The organism is Ignavibacteriota bacterium (genome assembly GCA_016212665.1).
Classification (GTDB): Bacteria; Bacteroidota; Ignavibacteria; order UBA10030; family SZUA-254; genus FW602-bin19.
Map to the genome: position 1 here is coordinate 233,176 of JACREZ010000016.1, position 21,799 is coordinate 254,974.

A 21,799-nucleotide genomic window follows, 5' to 3' on the forward strand; every position below is an offset into this window, starting at 1 on the left:
AGTGGTTAGTAGAGTTTAGTTTGAACTTTCAGAGACTCACCACTAACGACTCACTAATCACCAATTAACCACTCACTAATTAACCAATCACCAACTTCACTTTCCCGTTCCCAGTAAATACAGAACTGCCATGCGGACCGCAACTCCGTTTAACACCTGGTGGAGAATCAACGATGCATCACTGTCCGCAACGTCGGCAGAAAGCTCGACATCACGGTTGATTGGCCCGGGATGAAGGATGGTAATTTCTTTCTGTGCTTGTTTGAGCCGTTCTTTTGTCACCGCAAAATATTCACGGTATTCCCGGAGCGATGGGAAGTACGCTCTATCCTGACGCTCAAGTTGGATGCGGAGAACGTTCAAGACATCCGCTTCACGAATTGCTCTGTTGATGTCATAAAAAACATTCACACCCAACTTCTCAATCTCTTTCGGGATGAGGGTTTTCGGTCCGCAAACGGAGACGGTTGCGCCCATTGTTTTCAATCCGAAAATGTTGGAGAGCGCAACGCGACTGTGAGAAATATCTCCGACGATGCACACGTGAACACCCTCAAGCGTTCCGAATTTTTCGCGAATCGTGTACATATCGAGCAACGCCTGCGTAGGATGTTCGTGAGAGCCGTCGCCTGCATTGATGATGTGTGCGTCCATAATTTTTGTGAGAAAGTGAGGCGAGCCTTGAGCGGCATGACGAATCACCACCATATCAATCTTCATCGCTTCAAGATTACGCACGGTGTCTTTCAGCGTTTCACCTTTCTTGAGACTGCTGACGCTAGCAGAAAAATTCACCACGTCGGCAGAGAGTCGTCGCTCCGCCAACTCGAATGAAACTCGTGTGCGTGTCGAATCTTCAAGAAATAAATTGACGATGGTTTGTCCCTGCAACGTCGGGACTTTCTTCACCGGGCGTTCCAATACTTCTCGGAAGTTTGTCGTGGTATCAAGAAGTAGATTAATATCTTCTTTCGGCACGTCTTCCAAGCCGAGTAAATGTCGTGAGGATAAAGGCATTAGTTGTTCTCCTTTAATTCTTTGAGATAGACTGCATCTTCTCCGTCAAGTTCTTTCATGCACACCTGTACTTCTTGTTGAAGTGATGTCGGAATATTTTTTCCGACATAATCTGCTTTGATGGGAAGTTCGCGATGCCCACGGTCAATGAACACCGCAAGTTGGATTGAGGCAGGTCGTCCCAAATCAACAAGTTCGGAGAGCGCGGAGCGAACAGTCCGTCCGGTGAAGAGAACATCATCAATAAGAATGAGATGCTTGCCCGTAATATCAAACTTGATGTATGTTCCGAGCAACACGGGTTGCTGATGTTTCTCCCGCAAGTCATCCCGGTACAAAGTAATGTCAAGAAAGCCGAGTGGAATTTCTTTTCCTTCGAGCGATTTGATTTTTTCATTAAGCCGCCGCGCAAGAAATTCGCCGCGTGTTCTGATTCCGACAAGCGCGATGTTTCCGGCGCCTTTGTTTCGTTCGAGGATTTCGTGGGCGAGACGAGTGAGAATACGCTCGAAGTCTTTTTCATCTAAAAGTCGGGTTCGATTGTTCATGGTGAGGTTACAGGTTTCTGGTTACGGGTTATTCACCTGCCAAAGGCGGGCGGGGGTTTCGGGTGTTGAGATTTGAGTTTTTTTACTCATTTAGCGAGCATGTTTCAGGAAGGATTTTGAGGAAATCAGGCTCAAAAACGAAAAATCCTTCAGTCCCGCGTTGCAGGATGAAGGATGGGAAATATCGTTGAGTACTGTTCATCATATTCCTTTCTGAACTCACAGGTTCAAACTTAAAGGGAATTTACGGCGGCAAATATACGGAAGTTTTTTTGAACGGCAAATCGCTTGACTTTCTTCAAGATTGTGACTACATTTGCATAGAAACTGATAAGAAGAAAGGGCAAAGATATGAAGTACTTTTTTTGTGCAATCATGTTCATCGTCCTCGTCGGAAGTTTTCATAACGAGGCGGTGTCACAACCAATCATCAACACGTTGATTGTCCGGGATGATAGTAGCGGTGTTGATACGCTTTATTTCGGATGGGCGGATTCTGCGACGTACTGTTTTGATAGTCTTTACGGAGAATATGAACTCCCACCACTTCCTCCCGATGGAATTTTTGATTCACGCTTTATAAATCATCGAAGCTCGAGCGTAACATGTATGGGGCAAGGCACAAGCATCTGTTTACATGACTTCAATGAACTTTACTATAAAGGTCAGGATACTTTCCGTATTCAGTTTCAAGGAAGTGCAATTTCGGGTGGCGCTTATCCATTTCATTTTTCATGGAGTTTTATGGATGGATTCTATCCCAGTAGCGTTATTCTAAAATATATCCATCCTGATGATGGACCGATTGCTGTTGATATGCTATCCGATTCTTTACATGATATTACATCAGCAGACGTAAATAGAATACTGATCATTGTTTCGTTGGGGATGGAATGTAACGGTACGGGACAACCAACTATTACTTCTTGTTTTGCAGACAGCATAACGGAAACATCTGTTCAGTTAAATGCAGTTATTAATAATCAGGATAGTCCGGTCGGATGGTTTGAATGGGGAACGACAACAAATTATGGAAACAAAACATCTATTCATCCGACATCTTCCCTCCATCAACGACTGGATAATTTACAACCGAATACAGAATATCATTTCAGAGCGTTGAGCCATAATTGTAACGGTAGTGACACAAGCGCCGATTACACATTCAGAACACTTCCACTTCTTGGTGTGAATGAAGGAAGTCTTCCAAATGAATTTTCGCTCGAACAAAATTATCCCAATCCATTTAATCCGTCAACTGTTATTCGTTATCAGTTACCCGTTAGAAGTTGGGTAACATTGAAGATGTATAATATTCTTGGGGAAGAAGTTGACATCTTAGTTGACGGGATTCAAGATGCAGGATTGAAGATTCAGGAATTTCATGCTTCGGGATTTCCGAGCGGAGTGTATTTCTATAAATTAGTTGCAGGCGATTTTGTAAGCGTGAAAAAACTTCTGTTGTTGCGATAAGGGAATCTATTGACTGCGGCTCACACTTTCGATTGTGAGCCGCAGTTTGGTTTTCTCATCTTAATCATCAATCCTACATCATCAATCGTCAATCCTTCTTGGTAATCACTCCAAGAATCCTTACCTTTTCCCCGCACACTTATCTCAGGAAAAAACTATGTACAGAACTATTGCAGATTTTCTTAAAGACTGGAAGTACGAACATGAAAGCACCGTCAAGTTGTTTCGTTCGCTTTCCGATTCATCACTTTCACAGAAGGTAACGCCGGACGGACGTTCGCTTGGATTTTTAGCGTGGCACATCACGGTAACGTTGGGTGAAATGGGCGGAAAGTCTGGTTTGTCCGTTCAGTCGCCGGCTGAAGATGCACCGTTGCCATCGTCGGTATCGGAAATTGCAGAGACGTATGCGATAGCGGGAGATACACTCGCAGAGGCTGTGCAAAAAACATGGAACGAAACAATGTTGTTGGAAGAAATTGAAATGTACGGCGAAAAGTGGACGCGGGGCTACACACTGTTAGTCCTTCTCAAACATCAAATCCATCACCGCGCACAAATGACCGTTTTGATGCGTCAAGCCGGATTGAATGTTCCCGGCATTTACGGTCCGTCGAAAGAAGAGTGGTCTCAATACGGAATGAACGCGCCGCAATAATCATTCAAATAAAAACTGGAACAAAATACTTTCATCCTCTGTTGAGAGTAGGTCAATGTAATCAAATTCTCAAAACACAAAACTCAAAACCCAAATCTCTCTTTATGTGCGGCATCGTCGGTTATATCGGTAAGAAAAATTCACTCCCATTAATTCTTGAAGGACTTCATCGGCTGGAATATCGCGGCTACGATTCAGCGGGCGTGGTGCTTGTGAACGGTGGACTTATTACTCGAAAAAAAGCAGGAAAAGTATCTGAACTAGTCAAGTTAATTGGGAATGAACAACTTTCTTCGGAAGTGGGAATCGGGCATACGCGCTGGGCAACGCACGGCGAACCGAACGACGTGAACGCCCATCCGCATTGGGATTGCAACAACGAAATTGCCATCATCCATAACGGCATCATCGAAAACTACGCGACCATCAAAAAGAAACTTCAGCAAGAAGGACATATCATCCGCACCGTAACAGATACGGAAGTGCTTGTTCATCTCATCGAAGAAATGTACAAGCGATGCAAAGATTTATTTACAGCGGTTCGACTTGCATTGCTGGAAGTAGAAGGCGCATACGGTATTCTTGTCGTCTCAACCCTCGAACCTGATAAAATTATTGCCGCACGAAAAGGAAGTCCGCTTATCATCGGGAAAGGTGATGGAGAGAATCTCGTTGCTTCGGATGCTGCGGCGTTAATTGAACATACGCGGCAAGTGGTGTATCTCGAAGATGGAGAAGTGGCTTGCATTACGCGGGATTCGGTCGTCACCAAAACAATTCACGATGAAGAAATCATCAAACAAGTAGAAGAAATAACGTTCGATTTGGAAGAATTGGAAAAAGGGGGCTACGAACATTTCATGTTGAAGGAAATTCATGAGCAACCGGATTCGATTCAGAACTCGTTGCGCGGGAGATTGTTAGTACATGATGGGACAGTGAAGCTTGGCGGACTTGAACCCGTGATGGAGAAGTTGCTCAATGCGAAAAGAATTATTCTTATAGCCTGTGGAACTTCGTGGCATGCCGGACTTGTCGGAAAAATAATGATTGAACAATTGGCGCACATCCCGGTCGAAGTGGATTACGCATCAGAGTTTCGTTATCGCAATCCCGTCATTCTTCCGAATGATGTTGTGTTTGTTATCAGTCAGAGTGGTGAAACGGCGGACACACTTGCCGCTCTTAAAGAAGCGAAGCGAAAAGGAGCGACTGTGTTTGGAATTGTGAACGTTGTCGGAAGTACGATTGCGCGAGAAACGGAAGCAGGCGTCTATATTCATGCCGGACCGGAAATCGGAGTTGCATCAACAAAAGCTTTTACATCTCAACTTGCCGTGCTTGGACTTATCGCATTATTGCTTGGGCGAAAGCGCGGATTTCTCAAAGAAGAACAGAGTAAATTGCTTGCCGCTGACCTTGCTTCGATTCCCGAAAAAGTCCATAAAGTTTTTTCTCACGTAGAGCAAATCAAGCAAATTGCTGAAGAGTTTAAAAACGTACGAAACTTTTTGTACTTGGGTCGCGGTAGTAATTTCCCGACCGCACTCGAAGGCGCGCTCAAGTTGAAAGAAATATCTTACATCCATGCTGAAGGCTATCCCGCCGCAGAAATGAAACACGGACCGATTGCATTGATTGATGATAACATGCCGGTTGTGTTTATCGTCCCAAAAGATGCTATTTATGAAAAAGTGTTAAGCAATATGCAGGAAGTGAAAGCGCGACGGGGGCGCATTATCGCCATCGCTAATGAAGATGATGACCACATAGATTCCCATGCCGATTTTGTCATTCGTGTTCCACGTTCGTACAGTTATTTCGGTCCGATTGTGAATGTCATTCCGCTACAATTGCTTGCGTACTACATGGCAGTCGCACGTGGCTGCAATGTTGACCAACCGAGGAATCTGGCAAAGAGCGTTACAGTTGAGTAACAGTGAACGGTGAGTATGGAGTAGGGCATGAGTTTTGGTTGATAAGATTCAAGAAGCATGAAACAAAAAACTGTAAACAGAAAACCGGAAACTGTCAACCGTTAACTAAGAGATTGCATTTTGTTGGATTTTTTCCCATCTTTGCCAATCATTTTCTGATAATTCATATCAATTATTTTACGAACATCTCATGGCACGAACATTTTCAGAACATCAGTGGGCGCTGATTCTTGGCGCATCAAGCGGATTTGGCGGCGCGACTGCGATTGAACTAGCACGACGCGGCATGAATATTTTCGGAGTTCATTTCGACCGCGCGGCAACGATGCCCAGCGTTGAACGCATCATAAGCGAAATTCAATCCTGCGAGGTGAAGGTGAAATTCTTTAACATCAATGCATCAGATGAAGAACGAAGAAATGAAGTTCTGGAAACAATCAAACAGGAGTTTGCATCTGATGCAGAAGCGACCGTGCGTGTGTTGATGCACTCACTCGCGTTCGGAACGCTCAAACCTTTTATCAGTAAATCTGCCGGTGAAATGGTAACACAGGCGCAGATGGAAATGACTTCGGATGTCATGGCACATTCACTCGTGTATTGGACACAGGGCGTGGTTTTACGGGGATTGATGAAACGAGGGGGACGTGTTTATGCGATGACAAGTTCCGGTGGACACAGTGTGTTACCGAACTATGGCGCAGTCTCTGCGGCAAAAGCCGCTCTTGAATCTCACATCCGCCAGTTAGCGATGGAACTTGGTCCCTACGGTATTACTGCAAATTCAATTTTGGCTGGAGTGACCGATACGCCTGCACTTCGGAAAATTCCCGGCGCGGTGAAGATGATAGAAGTTGCGACGGCAAAAAATCCGCAAGGACGGGCAACGACTCCGGAAGATGTTGCAAAAGCGATTTCGTTGTTTGCTCAGGATGAATCGTATTTCATGTCAGGAAATGTTATTCGGGTTGATGGAGCGGAAGATTACGTCAGTTATGTCGGGCAAACTCCGGCAACTCCTGTTTGATATTTCTGCTTTTGTTTTCTATATTCACACGCCTCAAAACTTTTCATCCACCAATAGGATAGTAACTTTACTACAAAAAAAGGTAATGTCATGGCAAAAATTCCGCCGAAAAAAATCGTACCCAAAAAACCTATTTTTAAAAAACCGGTCTTGAATAAGCCGATTCTGAAGAAGCCTGTCAGCAAACCGGAACCGAAACCTGCTTCGATTGCCGACCTGGTCAAAGAACTCAACTCCTTCAACGTTGACAACTACTGGGATTTGGGAAAATTCCTTGTTGATAAAGTAATGCCAGCCGCGCGCAAGCAGGGTTTGTTTGAAGAGCAAGTGATGAAAATGATTTCTTCACATCCGGGCGCAAAATTTCCATTCTCGGTATTGAAACAATGCCAACAATACTATGCGTATTATCCCGATGTCAAGAAACGTCCATTGGCAGAAGTGTTTTATTTTGAACTTGCGACAAAAGTTGGTGAATCGCGCAAGCGTGACCAATACGAAAAAATGGCATTGGATCAGAAGTGGACGATTTCCGATTTACGAAAGAAGATTCGTGATGATGAAACTGCCCGCAGGATAGATGAGCGAACGAAATACGGATTTGATTTACGCGAACGGAATGTCTGGTCATTTGATACTCCCGACCCGCGTTTCGGAAAGCCGAACACGAAGGGAAGAATCCCCGGACAGATTGTCGCCAACGCACTCTATTATTATACAAACGCAGGCGATTACATTGTTGACCCGTTCGCGGGAAGCGGTACGACAGCAGATATATTAGATTCACTTTCGTTTTTCTCTGACAGAAAATGGAAGATGCTCGATTTGAATCCGACGGACGAAAGAATCATTCGGAATAACATTTTACAGATGGGTATCCCGGAACAATCTGCATCGGTGGACTATCTTTTCCTCGACCCGCCAAAAGATTTTACATTCAAAGATTCAACAACGGACTATGATGTAAGTCTTGAAGCGGCAAAAGCAGATTTTGTCTTGAAATTCAAAGGTATTATTCGCGAGTGTGCGCGCATCCTTAAATCCGGCGGGCGCGTTTCCATCGTTTGTGAACCCGCATTCACACCAACGGGGTACATTGATTTTCCGAACGAGTTAGTCAATCTTTTTAAGGACGCTGGTTTCAAACAAATCGGGAAAGTGTATTTACCTGCGCACTCAGGAGAGTCTTCAAACAAAACAACGCAGAGTGTTTCCGACATGAAAGGTGTTCGCATGTTGAATTCCGATTGCAGGGAATTGTTGACGTTCCAGAAAAATTAACGCCGGAGAATTTGAGCATCTGAAAAACAAAACTCGATACTATTTCAAACAATTATTTAAGTTTTGAATCAGCATCGAAGGTTAGAATGTGGTTTTGCCCTCGATTCAAATTTTTGTATATTGGCACTGCCTTTTCAAGAAAATTTCCCACAAAAAAACCGGACGGGTAGCTCAGATGGTAGAGCAATGGACTGAAAATCCATGTGTCGGCGGTTCAATTCCGTCCCCGTCCACAACAATATAATGGCGACTCACTGAGTCGCCTTTTTTTTGCTTCGAATGTACCTTCCTGAAATAGGTTGACACATATGGAGATAACTTATGAAAGAACAAGAAGAAAGGACGGGTAGCGTTGAGAAAGTTAGTTGTATGTAATTGATGGAATATCTTTAGTATTTATCCTTTCCTCATTAGCCACAGTTTTGATAGTTGGCTAATCCCTTCACTTGGAGCCTTAAACTTTTCAAAATAGCATATTCTGCCTATTGACTCACCCTCCAATTCTTGATATATTTCCCACCAAGCAATAATTTCACTGTAGTTCTTTGAGTAATTTATGAAAACTTGTTCTTCGCTTTCGCTCATTTTTGTTTTGTTTGTAATTGGTTTGATGCAAAACTTAGTGCACTCGCAAACACTCAACTTCAACGTTGACAGTCCCGCCGATGACCAATGGGCTTACCCGTATGATAATCCCGATACAGAAACAGATGAATCCTCCGATGGTATTTGTCGGGATTCTTTGGGTCGGTGTACTTTGAACGCGGCTGTGCAGGAAGCCGGGAACATGGGCGAAAGCGTTTTGATAAATATTCCCGGGGGAACAATCGTTATGGTAAATACTCTCCCTTCACTTCCCGATGAATCTGTTATTGATGGTCATGGCACCACAATAATAGATTTTAATACTGCATCCTCAGGGTTAGGTATCGGGAATAGCGGAATCATCAAGAACCTCACAGTTCGGAACGTCGGTCAGGGAATTTCTTCCGCCTCGACAATGATTGTTGATAATGTCACCTTCCAGAATTGTGTCATGGCGGCGACGTTGGGTCCGAACAGTAAAGTTATTAACTCAATAATAAAAAACTGCCAGACGGGAATCATGGTGACAGACAGTTGTATTGTTGGTGAACCGAATAAGCGAAATTATTTTTATGGCACTGAACAAACGGCTCTCTCGATTCTGGGTAACAGTGTTACGGTGCAAAATAATTATGTCGGATTACAGGAGGATGGTACTACTGTTACACCAAACATGTTCGGAATTTCTGTGTGGGGAGAAAATAATACGATTGGTGGAAACTCAGCATCAACAAGAAATGTGATTGTTGGAAGTACAAGTAGCGGGATTGAGATAACCGATATTATGGGAAGTTCACCGAATAGAATCACCGGAAATTATATTGGACTCACTCCGGCAGGTACTGCGGCGGGAAATAGTTTTGGCATCAAAGTTACGGGCGGCGTTGAAATTGGTTCCAATGTTTCGGGAGAGAGAAATATTATTTCAGGAAATCAGATTGGCGTACTCGTGAACAATTCTTTCTTCGGGCCCGGAATAATTAAAATTACAGGCAATTACATCGGCACGAATCCGGGAGGGACGGCGGCAAGACCGAATGAAAGCGCGGGGATTCAGATACAAAGTTCAAATCATGAAATCAAAAACAATCTCATCTCCGGCAATACCGGACCGGGCATTGAAATTTTAGGAGTAGCCGGAGCCAATGAAGCAGATGGAAATATCATTTCGGGAAACATGATTGGTTTGAACGCGGCAGGTACTACAGGTTTAGCGAATGGTATCGGTATTTCAATTCAGGGAAATGCAGAAAACAATATTATCGGCTCGAACCTGACGACAGATTATTCACCGAACACCATAGCGTATAATGGTCAAGCAGGAATTTTTCTGGGGCAAATTCCTAATCCGTTTTCAAATCCTTCCGGAAATTCAATCCGGAAGAACAGCATTTATGATAATAGCGGATTGGGAATTAAGTTTCAACAAACAACAGTGCAACATTCCGTCACACCGCCGACGTTGGATAGTTTGGTTGAGCAAGGTGGCGGACTGTTACGGTTGTACGGAAGCGGAGCGCCTGCAAATTCGAAAATTGATATTTATACCGCCGCGCCTGACCCGACAGAAAATGGTGAAGGGAAAACCTGGATTCAGGATGGAACCACTGACGCTTCCGGAAATTTTCAGATTGATATCAGTGCTTCCGATTGTGGCGACCTGACAGCAACTGCAACGAATACACAGGGAAGTACTTCTGAATTTTCTCACAACTATAAACGGGAACCATCATCGCTTGGTGTCACAGCATCGTGCGAAGGACCGTTCATTGCCGGAGTTTCGTACAACGTTACCTATACATTGAACATTAACTGGGGTGGAGTTTCCACAACAGGGCGTGAAGTAAAATTTTATCTCAACGGAGCGAACGAGCAGACGGGAGTAATTTCCGGTAATACTGCAACAGCGACGTACGACATGGCTCAGTCTCAATCGGGGACAAACACAGTGACGTGGCAAATTACAACATGTGTCGGTCAAGCGCCAACTTCACCCGGTTACACATTTTGTGCGATTGATAAACCATCGTGGCTTCCGACTCCTTCGGCTTCGTGCGGAGGTGGTACAGTTCAGTATGAAGTGTATCTATCGTTTCCCGATAACGCCGTTTCATGTGTGACAGAATTTATTCCTGACGGAACAAACGTGTTTGTTGAAGGCGCTCTCGGTTTTGTCGGATTACCGAAAGCATCAACCACGTTGAAAATTCCCGGAACATCCGACCCGATGACGACAGGCTTTAGTTTCAAAATCGGGGACCAAGGCGTTTCGCTCAACATCAGCGGAACTGTGAACTCCGGAATTGATTGCGGCGGGAACACGCTCACAGCGACCGGCACGGCAACAGTGACGGCAAACGTTCACAAAACATTTTCTCTCGGCTGGGATTTCTCACCATATCTGCCTTCGTGTACGGGTTGGCTCGGCTTTCCGCCGGTAAAACAACTTTGCAACAGCGTACATGCGGTGGCAAGCGCGGTGAACATCGGTGCAACTGTCGGTGGTACAATCACCGCGAACGCTTCTGTCGGACTACCACCGTTGAAATTTCTCGGAGGTTCGGCGAACGCAACGGTGTACATCAGGCCGTTCATTAACTTCCTGACATTTCATGCAAATGGAAACGGTCAGGTAACTTTCGGGATTGATATTCCCTCGTTCAATCTTCAAACACCACACGCGCAAGTGGATTTTACCGCGTCTGAATCTATCACCGGTTGGTCATATCAATTCGGACCATACACGTATCCGGGCGCGCCACCGTTCCGGGAAACATTCATTGCTGATTTGATGCGCGGGCTGACGTTCGCACCGGAAGGAACACGATATTATTTCCAGGATAGCACAGTCGCAACGAATGTTCCGAATGATGCGATGCCGGTCTTCGCGTTCGGCTCGAACGGAAAAGCGGCGGCGGCATGGGTGGCAAAGCATGGAAGTAACGGGCGTCCATCGGGAAATATTTCTCTGAAATTGTTTAATGGCACAACATGGGGTTCAACCATTTCACTGAACAACGATGTTCAGGTTGACCAGAGTCCTTCCATCGCGATTGATAATGCAAATCATATCATCGTTGCATGGGAGAGAAACAGTTCTCTGTCTGTGCCTACGGCAGATTCACTTTTATATAGCGGTGATTATTTGAGGGGATTTGATATTCAATACGCGATTGTGGATGCGACAAACGGAAATATCCAACAAAACAACTCGTTCGGTTTGTCGCTTCAATACGATGCGAAACCAAAACTCTCCAAAGGCTCGGATGGAAAAGTGCTTCTTGTGTGGCAACAAACGCTCGGCAACTCGTTCTTCGGAGACAGTGATGATTCACTGTATTTCCATGGAACATGGTGGGACGGAACAACGTGGTCATCTGAATTGACCTCCGCAGGATTGACCGGAGTGTTACATTGGGAACCGGCTGTTCTCAATCAGGATTCAGCACATGTTGCCTATATCAAAGAAATGGATGATGATTTTTCTACGGCGCAGGATTGGGAAGTTTTTACCGTCGGGCTGAACGGTATGGCATGGAACGTACCTCAACGCATAACGAATGATTCCCGGCTCGATTATGGAGTTCACACCACATTCACACCAGACGGGCAACCGGTGATGACGTGGTTCAGAGATTCTGTAGTTGTTGGAGTGATTGGAAATTTGTTGCAATCTCCGACGACGTGGCTGTTGCCGGAACATCAAATAAGCGCGGAGTTCATCAACGGTGCGATACGTGCAACTTCTGATAGTTTGGTAATTGCATGGACAAGCGGTGGAAAAATTCAATACTCAGCGGCAAGTATCGCGGCGCAGCAATTTCAGAAACAGGATATCGTCAACTTCACAATGGATGCACAACAATTTCCCTCATTGAATATTGACTCGCAGGGACAACTACGGCTCGGATATTTACAAACGCCGTGGCGTGCCGATACATCGTTGCTTTCGGATACTGCAACTATTTTTCTTTCAACTGCATCGCTCAATTATTCAACGCCGCTGCCGCGGTTTTCTTCTTCTGTCGCCTCGCTTGATTTTGGTTCGCTCGATGTCGGAACAACGAAGACGGATAGCATCATCATCAGCAACACCGGTGTCGGAAACCTGAACATCACTTCTATTATTTCCGATGACAACGAATTTACTATTACGCCTTCAAGTGCAACAATTTCTCCATCGTCAAGCCAGAAGTTTACTATAACATTTGCGCCGACAAAGTCCGGTGTAAAATCGAATACGATAACGTTCATCCACAACGGAGAAACTTCGCCGGATGTTCTTCATTGTTCCGGAACTGCAACTGGCATGGGTGTGACAACGCTCAGTCTCAGCTCGAAGTGGAATTTAGTTTCTGTTCCGCGACTTGTTGAGAATGATTCCGTGCAATCGTTGTTCCCGACTGCGGTATCCCAGGCATTCCGCTTCGACCAATCAGCAGGATACATTGCAAGTACAACGCTTGAAAATGGAAAAGGGTACTGGTTAAAATTCGGATTTGCACAGAGCGTGAACATTGCAGGCGAAGACCGTTCGCTCGATACAGTTGAAGTAAAAGCAGGTTGGAATCTCATCGGCGGTTTATCTTTATCGGTGAGTATTTCAAACATTGTTCAGGTTCCTTCAGCAAACGTACAGTCGAATTATTTCGGATACGATAGCGGATATCTTTCGACCACAACACTCGCTCCGGGAAAAAGTTATTGGGTGAAAGTAAGTCAGGATGGTTTGTTGATTTTGCAAGCGGGTGGAGAATAATTATTCGAGCAATATCGTTCAACAGTTGGTTTGATTCGATGGATTCATTACATTTGAACCGAAACTTTACAGGTTCACAATGACATATTCAATTCTTTTTGAAAAAATAGCTGATACTTCGTTTCCTCAAGGATATTATTACGCGCACATCCCCGCATTGGATCTAACCACACACGGCCTGGGTATTGACGGGGCACGTGCGGCAGCAAAAGAGTTAATTCAGGTCTGGATCGAAGAAAAAATAGAACATGGCGAGTCTATTCCTATCGAATCGGATTCGTTGTATTCCAAAATTGAAATTGAAGATGCCATTTTCAGCGCGTGAAGTTCTTGCAAAACTGATTCGAGCTGGATTTCGGGAACGAAGACAAACAGGTTCTCATAAAGTTTTGAGACATGTTGATGGACGGCAAACGTATGTACCGATGCATACCGGTGATGTTCCCGAAGGAACGTTTCGAAAAATCCTCAAGCAAGCAAAATTAACCTTTGAACAGTTCGAACAATTATAGTATATCTTTTCTCTCTTTCATATTACACCATAACTAAAGTCCCATGAACAACGAACAAGATTTCACTCGCCGTAATTTTCTTTCCATGGTTGGTAAGGGTGTTGGGTTAGCCGCCCTGACAACTTCCACCGTCGCATCGCTGTTGAATAATCTTTACGCCGCAACAAAACGCGTTGAGATGTTGTCTCCCGAACAGGCTGCGATGGATGAAGATTTCTGGTTTGAAATTCAGCAAGCGTTTACCGTATCTCGCGGAATCACCAATCTCAACAACGGTGGTGTTTCACCTTCGCCCCGTATCGTAACGGAATCACTTATCAAATATATTTGGGAACAGGAAGATTGTACTGCATACAGATTGTGGCAAATTCTTGAACCGCAATCAGAAACCATTCGTACCGGACTTGCTGATGTGTTTGGTTGTGACAGGGAAGAAATTGCTATCACAAGAAATGCTTCCGAATCGCTTGAGACATTGTTGATGGGAATGGATTTGAAATCAGGTGATGAAGTCCTCAGCACGACGCAAGATTACGGACGCATGTTGACAACGCTTCGTCAGCGCGAGATTCGTGAAGGCTTGAAACTGAAACTGATTCAGGTTCCGATTGCTCCGAAAAGTCTGGATGAAATTGCCGAGAAGTTTGCTGACGGAATTACAAGCAAAACGAAAGTCATTCTCATTTCGCATGTCATCAACATCACGGGACAAATCACGCCGGTCAAGCAAGTATGCGACCTTGCACGCTCAAAAGGAATCGAGACGATTGTGGATGGCGCTCACTCGTTTGCTCATTTCGATTTCAAGGTAAATGATATTGGTTGCGATTATTACGGAACGAGTCTGCACAAATGGCTCTATGCACCGAAGGGAAGCGGACTGTTGTATGTGAAGCGTGACAAGATTGAAAAAATTTGGCCCCTTATGGCGGCGGATAAAACTCAGAAAAACGACATCAGAAAGTTTGAAGAAATCGGGACGCACTCAGCCGCGCCGCGCCTTGCAATCGGTGAAGCAATTCTCTTTCACAACGGTATTGGTGCAAAGCGGAAAGAAGAACGTTTGCGTTATCTCTCCCGTTACTGGATGAACAAACTCAAAGATTTGCCGAACGTTCGTTTCCATACTTCGTGGGAAGCAAATCAATCGTGCGCAATTGCCAATATTGAAATTACAGATGTTGATACTCCAAAACTTCAGAGTTATCTTTTCGACAAGCACAAAATTTTCACCGTTGCCATCATGCACGACGAGTTCAAAGGACTCCGTATCACACCGAATGTTTACACAACACTGAAGGAACTCGACCGCTTTTGTGAGGTGATGACGGATGTGGCGAAGAAAGGTTTGCCGAAATAATTTCGGATTTGTCTATTCACGCAACGTTTGTATATTATCATAACTATGAACGGATCGATAAATAGTCCTTTTCGATATGCCGGGGGAAAATTTTATGCAAGGAAACTTATCCTTGAGCATGTCCCACCCCATGTTGCTTACATTGAACCTTTTGCAGGAGGGGCAAGCATTTTTTTTGCAAAAGCCAAGGCTGATTTTAATCAACTCAATGATATAGATAAGGAACTTATTAACGTGTATCTTACGATTAGAGATAAACCCGAACAATTGGTCGATATGCTGAAAGTAAGGTTAGGATCAGAAACTAACATCCCTTCCAAACTTACAAAAGGAATTGAAATAGGAGAACCGTTACCAGCTACTAAAGAACTACATGGATTTTTTAAAAATGAGTTTCAACCACATAGTGACTTGGAAAAAGCATTGCGGTGGTTTTACTTGAATAGGACATCATATAGCGGAATTATGAATTCCCAAAATATGTATTGGGGTTATGGAGATCAGTTTTCCATGCAACCTAAAAACTGGCCACAAAATATTTTCAGAACCAGTAAGAAACTACAAAATGTATGTCTTACAAGTAATGACTTCGAAGAAATTATTGATGATGCACCAGACGGGGCATTTCTGTTTGTTGACCCTCCCTATTTTAATGCAGACCAAGACAAATTTTATCAATATGCTTTTTCAAAGGAAGATCATTATCGTTTGGAGAGATGTGTAAGAAGAAACAATGAACGATTATTCTTATTTCTGACATACGATAATACTTTAGAAGTAAGACAACTTTACGGATGGATGAAAGAAATACATGATAAAGAATGGAATTATTGTATTCAAAGAACAGACGATCAAAAAAATGGAACACAACGGAAGGGAGAACGTTACAAAGGAAAAGAACTTTTCATTCTGAATTATCATTCAAGATTAATGAATTCAGATATTCGTTTCAGTTTCGCCTTTGAGGATGATGAAGTTGCCGTCTCTCGTTAACAACTTGGAGTAATCGTTCTTCGATATGTGTTAACGGTTTCCAATTTTCGTCGTTAACAAGTTTAACATATGGAGTACGGGGAATAAAACCTTCTATGGCAATGTCCTTAGGGATACAAAAACGCCAATCACTTTCACTTGCTTGAATTAAGTCCTCATCATTTTCTACATTGTAGTAATCATACAGTAAACTTTTAAGCTGTAACTCGTGGATAACTTCTAAGTGCTCACCAACGGTATTACCTTCAAAGATTGCATTCGAGGTATTCGTGATGAGAACATCAAAGCTATCTACGGAATAACGATCATTTGAAGTCCCCGCTAATTTAATGTTACTTCGAGAACGGTGACACTTTACATTAAAATGCGGAACCTTTAATACTTTGGTTCTCTTGCCATCACTGATACTTCCTCGTACAGCACTTTTACATTCTACCTTCAGAATGATTCCAGACCTGCGATGAGTTATGCTAATATCTTCATCATACGTACCGGGTTGTGCATTTAAGTTAAGTTTTTGAACGCTCCAAATGGATTTTGGCAAGATTTTTTCTAAAAGAAGAAAGGCATTATACTCCATTGCCTTACCACGTATCATAGGAGTAACTTTTTGGTCTTCCAGAATCTCGAACAAAAATCCGAGAGGTATATTGAATTTTTTACAATACTGTAAAAGGTCGCTTCCTAATTTGTTAATTTCTTCAGTCGTCATCTGGCATCCCTTTAGTGAATGCAGCTACATCGCATTCTAAACATCGCGCTAATTTTACAAGTGTTAAGAGGCTAACATTTCTTTCTCCTCTTTCTATGCCGCCAAGATACGATCTGTCTATTTCTGCATCTAAAGCAAGCTGTTCCTGAGAAAAACCCTTTCTTTTTCTAATTTCGCGAATTTGGTTTCCTACAAGTACAAGGTATTTATTATTCTGTTTCATACCAGAATAAATATATCGTTATGATGTATTTAATGCCACAGACTATAATACCTCATTTGTATTAAGGAATTTTCAATGTTTTAGTATCGAAAGATACTCCTTCCACGCTCCAACTTCATCTGAGTACTGTTTCGCCATCACCCGCATCATCTGGCTGATGTGGCTCAGGTCGTGGACAACCCAAGTTGCGAGTAGTTGTTGAAGCGTAACTTCTCCAAGCGCGGGATGTTTTCCTTTTAGCGCTAAGTGTTCGGGAGTAAGATTCCATGATTTGAGTGTAACTAGATTTTGTTTTCTCTTTTCTGAAAACATTACAAGCAATTCATCGAGAGTGTTATCTTTGAAACGAGTGAACTGTGCAAACCTGTCGTATGGCTCGAACGTTCTGTTTTCTCCCTGAGCAAGTATAACCTTCGCTCGCGGAATCCAATCCGTATCTTCTCCGTGAACCAGATGTCCGACAATATCAAACACGCTGAATGTGTTTTCGCCTTCGTTTGTCGTTACCAATTCTTTTGGTAATCCTTGAAGTAAATCGTGAAGTGTATCAGACGTGTTGCTCAACACTGCGATTGCTTCGTCTAAATTGAATTTCATAATTTTATTAGCTGATGGGTGAACCGGGGTTAATGATTTGAAGTACAATCAAGGGTAAAAAAGTCATACCAACTTCCCAAAGAAGATGACTACCGAAACAACCAATCAAAAATACTCTCTGGGCTTTTGTTTCTTTTCTGCCACTTGGTGAATTTATCCCGCGTGACAATTCCGATTGGTCCTGTATACATTCCTCCATCTTTAAATCCATCGTACACCCGCACGGCAAGAACATTTTCCTGATTTGCGCGGAGAACCTCGGAGGGAATGATGTACGAGCGTAATTGAAGATAGGCATCCGAACCCGGAATTTGTTCATCCCTTGATTTCATGTTTCCCGTGCTTCCTATTTTCATTCCGTTCAGAAACGCTTCATCGAAGTCATCAATTTTTCCAAGAAGTAAAATCAATCGTTGCTCGGGCAGATTCGAGGGAACTTTAAATTTTATCCGATACCAACCAAATCCGTCATACTCTTTATAGCCATGGGCTTCCCAGAATGACGGGACGATAATTTTATCCCATTGACTATCGTTATAGTGCGGTTCTTTCCAGTTTGCGCTATCGCCCGTTTTGAATTTCCATGCAGCAGAAAGTTGTACATTCAGTTGAATGGCATCAACATCTTCATATACACCGAGACGACCACGCATAATACCGCCGCTTAATTCCCGGTCATACACACGTATTGCAATTACGTTATCACCGTCCGGACTAAGATACGCTGATGAAAACGTGTAAACTCTCACCTCGCTGTAAGCCGTTACATAATCCGGGGGGAACACTCCATGAGAACCGATGAGTTGTCCGTTGAGATAGACTTCGTCAACGTCGTCAATATTTCCAAGGTGAAGCGCTAATGTTTTTTTCTCCCAATCGGAAGATGATTTGAAATGTTTTCTATACCAGGCGTAGCCATCGTATCCGGGAAAACCTTCATCTTCCCATGGAGAAGGTGCATAAATGTTTTCCCATTTACTGTCATCGTAATGCTGTTCTGCACGTTTCATATCATCACCGAGTTCAATCTTCCATTCGCCGCGCAAACCGAACAACTGTTTCCAGTTTTCTGCTTTGGCTTCATGTACTGATAAGCAAATGAGGAGTATGATGATAAAGTTCATGATGTATGTATCAGATGATTTCAATGGATTAACGAATGTAGTTTGTCCCGAACATTGTATCTCTCAATGTATTAGCAAGAGTTGAAAACAACGCTTCGCTATCTTCAAATTCTGTGCGTGATTCACTTTCAAATATTGAAGGACTGTTAAACACACTGCAAATCAAAAATGCGCGATAGCGGATGTTTGGCGATTGACTATCAGAAGAAAGTTCACAAATTTTCTTTTCAAGTTCCGGGAATTCCTGTTCCGGGAAAAAGAGTTTGATTCTTCCGATGTGCGCAAGCGTCGAAGTAACAACTCCTTCGTTCTCGGATTGAAGACTGAGGAGATATACTTTTGTGAATCGTTCTGCATTCACTTTCTGAAAGTGAGAGTAATCGGGAAAATATTTTTGGGCGCTACTACTACCGATGAAGAGTAACAATAAAACGGTTGCGAGTGTGATATTCTTTTTCATGACTTGTTCCTTTCTTCGATGGTTGTTAAGAGTTCGTTTGTTGTTCTGCTCTAATGTACGCCCATCGTTCGTCAAAGATGTCACATTGAAGTCAAGAATTGTAAAAAGTTGTCACGAAGAATGTTGGAAGGCGAGCCAAATCAGGCGTTAAGTTTCCCTAAACAACAAGTTTGTAACCGATTCCATGAATTGTCAGAATATACCTGTGCGTATCGGGTTTCTCTTCAATCTTTTGCCGTAACTTCAGAATAAAATTATCTACCGTTCTTGTACTGATGGATTCATCGTATCCCCACACGTTCGTCAACAACTGTTCTCTGCTGACGGTTTGATTTTTATTCTGCCACAAATACTTGAGGATTTCGAATTCTTTCGGTGTCATATCAACAGGCTTGTTATTGCGGGTTGCATTGTACGTAGAAAAATCAACCGATAATTTTCCGATAGTTACTTTTTTCATTTCCTGATGAGAGCCGGAAGATTCGTTTCTCCGAAGAACCGCCTTCACTCGTGCAAGTAATTCGCGAAGACTGAACGGCTTCGTGATATAATCATCCGCGCCAAGTTCCAATCCGAGCACTTTATCAATCTCTTCGCTTTTAGCCGTGAGCATAATGATTGGCGTTGCAATCCCTTGTTCACGACTTCGCTTCACGACATCCAATCCCGAAACTTTTGGAAGCATCACATCAAGAAGAATCAAATGATAGTTGTTCTGAAGTATTTTTTTCAATCCCGTCTCGCCGTCGGTTGCAGTGTCAACATCGTAACCGTCAATCTCTAAATTATCTTTTAATCCAGCCAGCATCTTCGGGTCGTCTTCAACAATAAGAATGGTTGCCATCGGTGAATCCTTTTCAGTTCATTGTTTTGCTATGAGCGGAAATTCCAAACGGAATGTACTTCCTTTCCCTAACGTGCTTGTGAGAAGTACCTTCCCATTGTGACTCTCCATGATATGCTTCACGAGAGCAAGTCCCAGCCCGCTTCCTTTAACATTGTGTACCAGGCCGCTCGTTACGCGATAAAAATTTTCGAAGATTTTTTGTGATGTTCTGTCGCGATCCCGATTCCATGGTCTTCGATTTCAAGAAATGTGGTTTTCTCGTTTGAGCCGGTTGTAATGCGGACGAATTTTTTTGAGTCGCTGTACTTGATTGCGTTGTCAAGAATGTTTGCAATCGCTTCGGAGATACTTTCCTTATCGGCGAGCAAGGGGGGAAGAGATGATTGCAGTTGTATCATTAACTCAAAGCCCTCCGATTGGAGATGAAATCTATACGTATCAAGAAGCGCGGAAACAATTTCGTTCAGGTCGGTCTCCTGCATAGTGTATTGCTTTTTCCCCGCTTCCATTTTAGAAAAATCTAAAATATTATTGACAAGTCGGGTCAATCGTTCTGTCTCCTGAAGAATTGTAGAATAATATTCCCGTTTTTTTTCTTCTTGCCCGATTCGGTTCATCTCCAGCGTCTCTGCATACATGCGAATAAGTGAAAGCGGAGTTCTCAGTTCATGGGAAACGTTCGAGACAAAGTCGGATTTCAACCGGACAAATTGCATCTGGCGGCGAATGTTGTTATAAACAATCCAGACTCCGGCAATCAGCACCACATCGAGCAAAAGGACTAACACGAGATTGCGGTTGAACCGGGCTTGCGTCAATTCTTCAATCGTTTCACCTTTCAGCGTTATGCCGAGATAATAATTCGGAAAAATCCAGAGTTGTTTGTTTTGTTTCAATTCATTCGTTTGAATCGGAGACGTAGAATAGACAGGCTCTTGCGTTCCCTCTTTTGAAATTGCAAGAACGAATTCCTCCGTCGCGGCTTCCCGGAGTTTGGCAGAGAGAATTTCGCGAATGAATGTTTGCTCGTCAAGAACGATTGTAACGACTGTCTGATTTTCCGAAACATCGTTTGTTACAAAGAGAAGTGCGAGCGATGTGTTTCTGTTCCCCGATTCTATTTCGATGGGTTCCAGTTTTCGATACTCAACTTGCTGATAACGAAGGAGGCGTTCAATTTTTTCTTTGTTTGAACGAAGAGTCTGAACTAACGTAGTATCAATGGGCAAACTACGGTTTCCTGATGTTGAGAAAAGAATATTTGTCGTTAGGGAAACATCGGAAAACATCAAAGACTGTATTGCAGAATTCTTTCCTAAGAATTTTTCGATGACATTCTTCAGAGAATCAGGTTTTGATTCTATATGTTCATTGAAAAGAATCCCAATGGAGCTTGCCCAATTGTTGGCAACATCCAGTGCGTACTGGTTGAGGGAAAAAAGAATCATGTCGAGTTGCTGCCGGTAGATTGTTGCAATGAGTTCCTCGCTTCTGCTCATGGTGTTTAACTCATATCCTGAATAAAATAACGCTGGCAACAGGACAACGAGCAGGAGAATAAGAAAAAGTTTCTTGAGTGCGCCGGTTTCTTTCACGGGAGGTAACTTATACTTTATGATTCGTACGTTGAAGCATAACAGCCACAATATACGGCTTAATAAGAAATTTTCATCACGTACATAAAAA

General features: G+C 43.3%; 20 protein-coding genes and 1 tRNA gene. 11 read left to right on the top strand and 10 right to left on the bottom strand.

Going from position 1 to position 21,799, the window contains the following annotated elements; genetic code table 11:
* Positions 1-96: 96 nt before the first annotated feature.
* Together HY960_05820 and pyrR are read right to left on the bottom strand one after the other, a co-directional pair.
* Positions 97-1,017, bottom strand: coding sequence for an aspartate carbamoyltransferase catalytic subunit (locus tag HY960_05820; protein MBI5215252.1), 921 nt, complete (start codon positions 1,015-1,017; stop codon positions 97-99).
* Positions 1,017-1,565 carry a bifunctional pyr operon transcriptional regulator/uracil phosphoribosyltransferase PyrR gene (pyrR, locus tag HY960_05825; protein ID MBI5215253.1) on the bottom strand — a complete coding sequence of 183 codons (549 nt, stop codon included), beginning with the start codon at positions 1,563-1,565 and terminating at the stop codon, positions 1,017-1,019. Before pyrR ends, HY960_05820 begins: the two co-directional genes overlap by 1 nt.
* A 351-nt stretch (positions 1,566-1,916) precedes the next feature.
* Between pyrR and HY960_05830 the strand changes: the two genes are divergently transcribed.
* From HY960_05830 to HY960_05880, 11 genes are all read left to right on the top strand, one after another.
* The gene (locus tag HY960_05830) at positions 1,917-3,038 is read left to right on the top strand and encodes a T9SS type A sorting domain-containing protein (protein ID MBI5215254.1); all 1,122 of its coding nucleotides are present in this window, start codon (positions 1,917-1,919) and stop codon (positions 3,036-3,038) included.
* 157 nt (positions 3,039-3,195) lie between these two features.
* Positions 3,196-3,696 carry a DinB family protein gene (locus tag HY960_05835; protein ID MBI5215255.1) on the top strand — a complete coding sequence of 167 codons (501 nt, stop codon included), beginning with the start codon at positions 3,196-3,198 and terminating at the stop codon, positions 3,694-3,696.
* A gap of 104 nt (positions 3,697-3,800) precedes the next feature.
* Positions 3,801-5,633: a glutamine--fructose-6-phosphate transaminase (isomerizing) gene (gene glmS / locus HY960_05840; protein MBI5215256.1), complete on the top strand. Its 1,833-nt coding sequence runs from the start codon at positions 3,801-3,803 to the stop codon at positions 5,631-5,633.
* Between the two features lie 190 nt (positions 5,634-5,823).
* Positions 5,824-6,660: an SDR family oxidoreductase gene (locus HY960_05845; protein ID MBI5215257.1), complete on the top strand. Its 837-nt coding sequence runs from the start codon at positions 5,824-5,826 to the stop codon at positions 6,658-6,660.
* A 90-nt stretch (positions 6,661-6,750) separates the two neighbouring features.
* On the top strand, positions 6,751-7,941 hold the full coding sequence (locus HY960_05850; GenBank protein ID MBI5215258.1) for a hypothetical protein: 1,191 nt from the start codon (positions 6,751-6,753) through the stop codon (positions 7,939-7,941).
* A 160-nt stretch (positions 7,942-8,101) separates the two neighbouring features.
* Positions 8,102-8,174: transfer RNA gene (locus tag HY960_05855), tRNA-Phe, on the top strand.
* 323 nt (positions 8,175-8,497) lie between these two features.
* Positions 8,498-13,285 (top strand): choice-of-anchor D domain-containing protein, encoded by a 4,788-nt coding sequence (locus HY960_05860; GenBank protein ID MBI5215259.1) that lies wholly within the window; start codon positions 8,498-8,500, stop codon positions 13,283-13,285.
* A gap of 79 nt (positions 13,286-13,364) precedes the next feature.
* Positions 13,365-13,610 (top strand): type II toxin-antitoxin system HicB family antitoxin, encoded by a 246-nt coding sequence (locus tag HY960_05865; protein ID MBI5215260.1) that lies wholly within the window; start codon positions 13,365-13,367, stop codon positions 13,608-13,610.
* Entirely contained in the window at positions 13,591-13,797 is a 207-nt protein-coding gene (locus HY960_05870) for a type II toxin-antitoxin system HicA family toxin (protein ID MBI5215261.1), read from the top strand. The genes HY960_05865 and HY960_05870 overlap by 20 nt, the downstream gene beginning before the upstream one ends.
* 43 nt (positions 13,798-13,840) lie before the next feature.
* Positions 13,841-15,157, top strand: a complete 1,317-nt coding sequence (locus HY960_05875) for an aminotransferase class V-fold PLP-dependent enzyme (protein MBI5215262.1) — start codon at positions 13,841-13,843, stop codon at positions 15,155-15,157.
* A 45-nt stretch (positions 15,158-15,202) separates the two neighbouring features.
* Entirely contained in the window at positions 15,203-16,150 is a 948-nt protein-coding gene (locus tag HY960_05880) for a DNA adenine methylase (GenBank protein MBI5215263.1), read from the top strand.
* On the opposite strand, the gene HY960_05885 is transcribed toward HY960_05880, so the two are convergent.
* From HY960_05885 to HY960_05920, 8 genes are all read right to left on the bottom strand, one after another.
* Positions 16,107-16,862: a hypothetical protein gene (locus HY960_05885; GenBank protein MBI5215264.1), complete on the bottom strand. Its 756-nt coding sequence runs from the start codon at positions 16,860-16,862 to the stop codon at positions 16,107-16,109. The two genes, HY960_05880 and HY960_05885, sit on opposite strands and share 44 nt — an antisense overlap.
* Positions 16,852-17,085 carry a helix-turn-helix transcriptional regulator gene (locus tag HY960_05890; protein ID MBI5215265.1) on the bottom strand — a complete coding sequence of 78 codons (234 nt, stop codon included), beginning with the start codon at positions 17,083-17,085 and terminating at the stop codon, positions 16,852-16,854. Before HY960_05890 ends, HY960_05885 begins: the two co-directional genes overlap by 11 nt.
* A gap of 72 nt (positions 17,086-17,157) precedes the next feature.
* Positions 17,158-17,682 carry a DinB family protein gene (locus HY960_05895; protein ID MBI5215266.1) on the bottom strand — a complete coding sequence of 175 codons (525 nt, stop codon included), beginning with the start codon at positions 17,680-17,682 and terminating at the stop codon, positions 17,158-17,160.
* Between the two features lie 89 nt (positions 17,683-17,771).
* Positions 17,772-18,806 (bottom strand): beta galactosidase jelly roll domain-containing protein, encoded by a 1,035-nt coding sequence (locus HY960_05900; GenBank protein ID MBI5215267.1) that lies wholly within the window; start codon positions 18,804-18,806, stop codon positions 17,772-17,774.
* A 28-nt stretch (positions 18,807-18,834) separates the two neighbouring features.
* Positions 18,835-19,266 carry a hypothetical protein gene (locus HY960_05905; protein MBI5215268.1) on the bottom strand — a complete coding sequence of 144 codons (432 nt, stop codon included), beginning with the start codon at positions 19,264-19,266 and terminating at the stop codon, positions 18,835-18,837.
* Between the two features lie 157 nt (positions 19,267-19,423).
* The gene (locus tag HY960_05910; GenBank protein ID MBI5215269.1) at positions 19,424-20,110 is read right to left on the bottom strand and encodes a response regulator transcription factor; all 687 of its coding nucleotides are present in this window, start codon (positions 20,108-20,110) and stop codon (positions 19,424-19,426) included.
* 18 nt (positions 20,111-20,128) lie between these two features.
* Positions 20,129-20,308, bottom strand: coding sequence for a hypothetical protein (locus HY960_05915; protein MBI5215270.1), 180 nt, complete (start codon positions 20,306-20,308; stop codon positions 20,129-20,131).
* Positions 20,284-21,708: a HAMP domain-containing histidine kinase gene (locus tag HY960_05920; protein MBI5215271.1), complete on the bottom strand. Its 1,425-nt coding sequence runs from the start codon at positions 21,706-21,708 to the stop codon at positions 20,284-20,286. Before HY960_05920 ends, HY960_05915 begins: the two co-directional genes overlap by 25 nt.
* Positions 21,709-21,799 lie beyond the last annotated feature (91 nt).

Excerpts from the sequence above, each read along its gene's own strand:
- HY960_05895 (MBI5215266.1), bottom strand. The coding sequence starts at position 17,682 with ATGAAATTCAATTTAGACGAAGCAATCGCAGTGTTGAGCAACACGTCT.
- HY960_05900 (MBI5215267.1), bottom strand. The coding sequence starts at position 18,806 with ATGAACTTTATCATCATACTCCTCATTTGCTTATCAGTACATGAAGCC.
- HY960_05880 (MBI5215263.1), top strand. The coding sequence starts at position 15,203 with ATGAACGGATCGATAAATAGTCCTTTTCGATATGCCGGGGGAAAATTT.
- HY960_05830 (MBI5215254.1), top strand. The coding sequence starts at position 1,917 with ATGAAGTACTTTTTTTGTGCAATCATGTTCATCGTCCTCGTCGGAAGT.
- HY960_05885 (MBI5215264.1), bottom strand. The coding sequence starts at position 16,862 with ATGACGACTGAAGAAATTAACAAATTAGGAAGCGACCTTTTACAGTAT.
- HY960_05910 (MBI5215269.1), bottom strand. The coding sequence starts at position 20,110 with ATGGCAACCATTCTTATTGTTGAAGACGACCCGAAGATGCTGGCTGGA.
- HY960_05835 (MBI5215255.1), top strand. The coding sequence starts at position 3,196 with ATGTACAGAACTATTGCAGATTTTCTTAAAGACTGGAAGTACGAACAT.
- HY960_05905 (MBI5215268.1), bottom strand. The coding sequence starts at position 19,266 with ATGAAAAAGAATATCACACTCGCAACCGTTTTATTGTTACTCTTCATC.
- HY960_05875 (MBI5215262.1), top strand. The coding sequence starts at position 13,841 with ATGAACAACGAACAAGATTTCACTCGCCGTAATTTTCTTTCCATGGTT.
- HY960_05860 (MBI5215259.1), top strand. The coding sequence starts at position 8,498 with ATGAAAACTTGTTCTTCGCTTTCGCTCATTTTTGTTTTGTTTGTAATT.
- glmS (MBI5215256.1), top strand. The coding sequence starts at position 3,801 with ATGTGCGGCATCGTCGGTTATATCGGTAAGAAAAATTCACTCCCATTA.
- pyrR (MBI5215253.1), bottom strand. The coding sequence starts at position 1,565 with ATGAACAATCGAACCCGACTTTTAGATGAAAAAGACTTCGAGCGTATT.
- HY960_05865 (MBI5215260.1), top strand. The coding sequence starts at position 13,365 with ATGACATATTCAATTCTTTTTGAAAAAATAGCTGATACTTCGTTTCCT.
- HY960_05870 (MBI5215261.1), top strand. The coding sequence starts at position 13,591 with ATGCCATTTTCAGCGCGTGAAGTTCTTGCAAAACTGATTCGAGCTGGA.
- HY960_05845 (MBI5215257.1), top strand. The coding sequence starts at position 5,824 with ATGGCACGAACATTTTCAGAACATCAGTGGGCGCTGATTCTTGGCGCA.
- HY960_05850 (MBI5215258.1), top strand. The coding sequence starts at position 6,751 with ATGGCAAAAATTCCGCCGAAAAAAATCGTACCCAAAAAACCTATTTTT.
- HY960_05820 (MBI5215252.1), bottom strand. The coding sequence starts at position 1,017 with ATGCCTTTATCCTCACGACATTTACTCGGCTTGGAAGACGTGCCGAAA.
- HY960_05890 (MBI5215265.1), bottom strand. The coding sequence starts at position 17,085 with ATGAAACAGAATAATAAATACCTTGTACTTGTAGGAAACCAAATTCGC.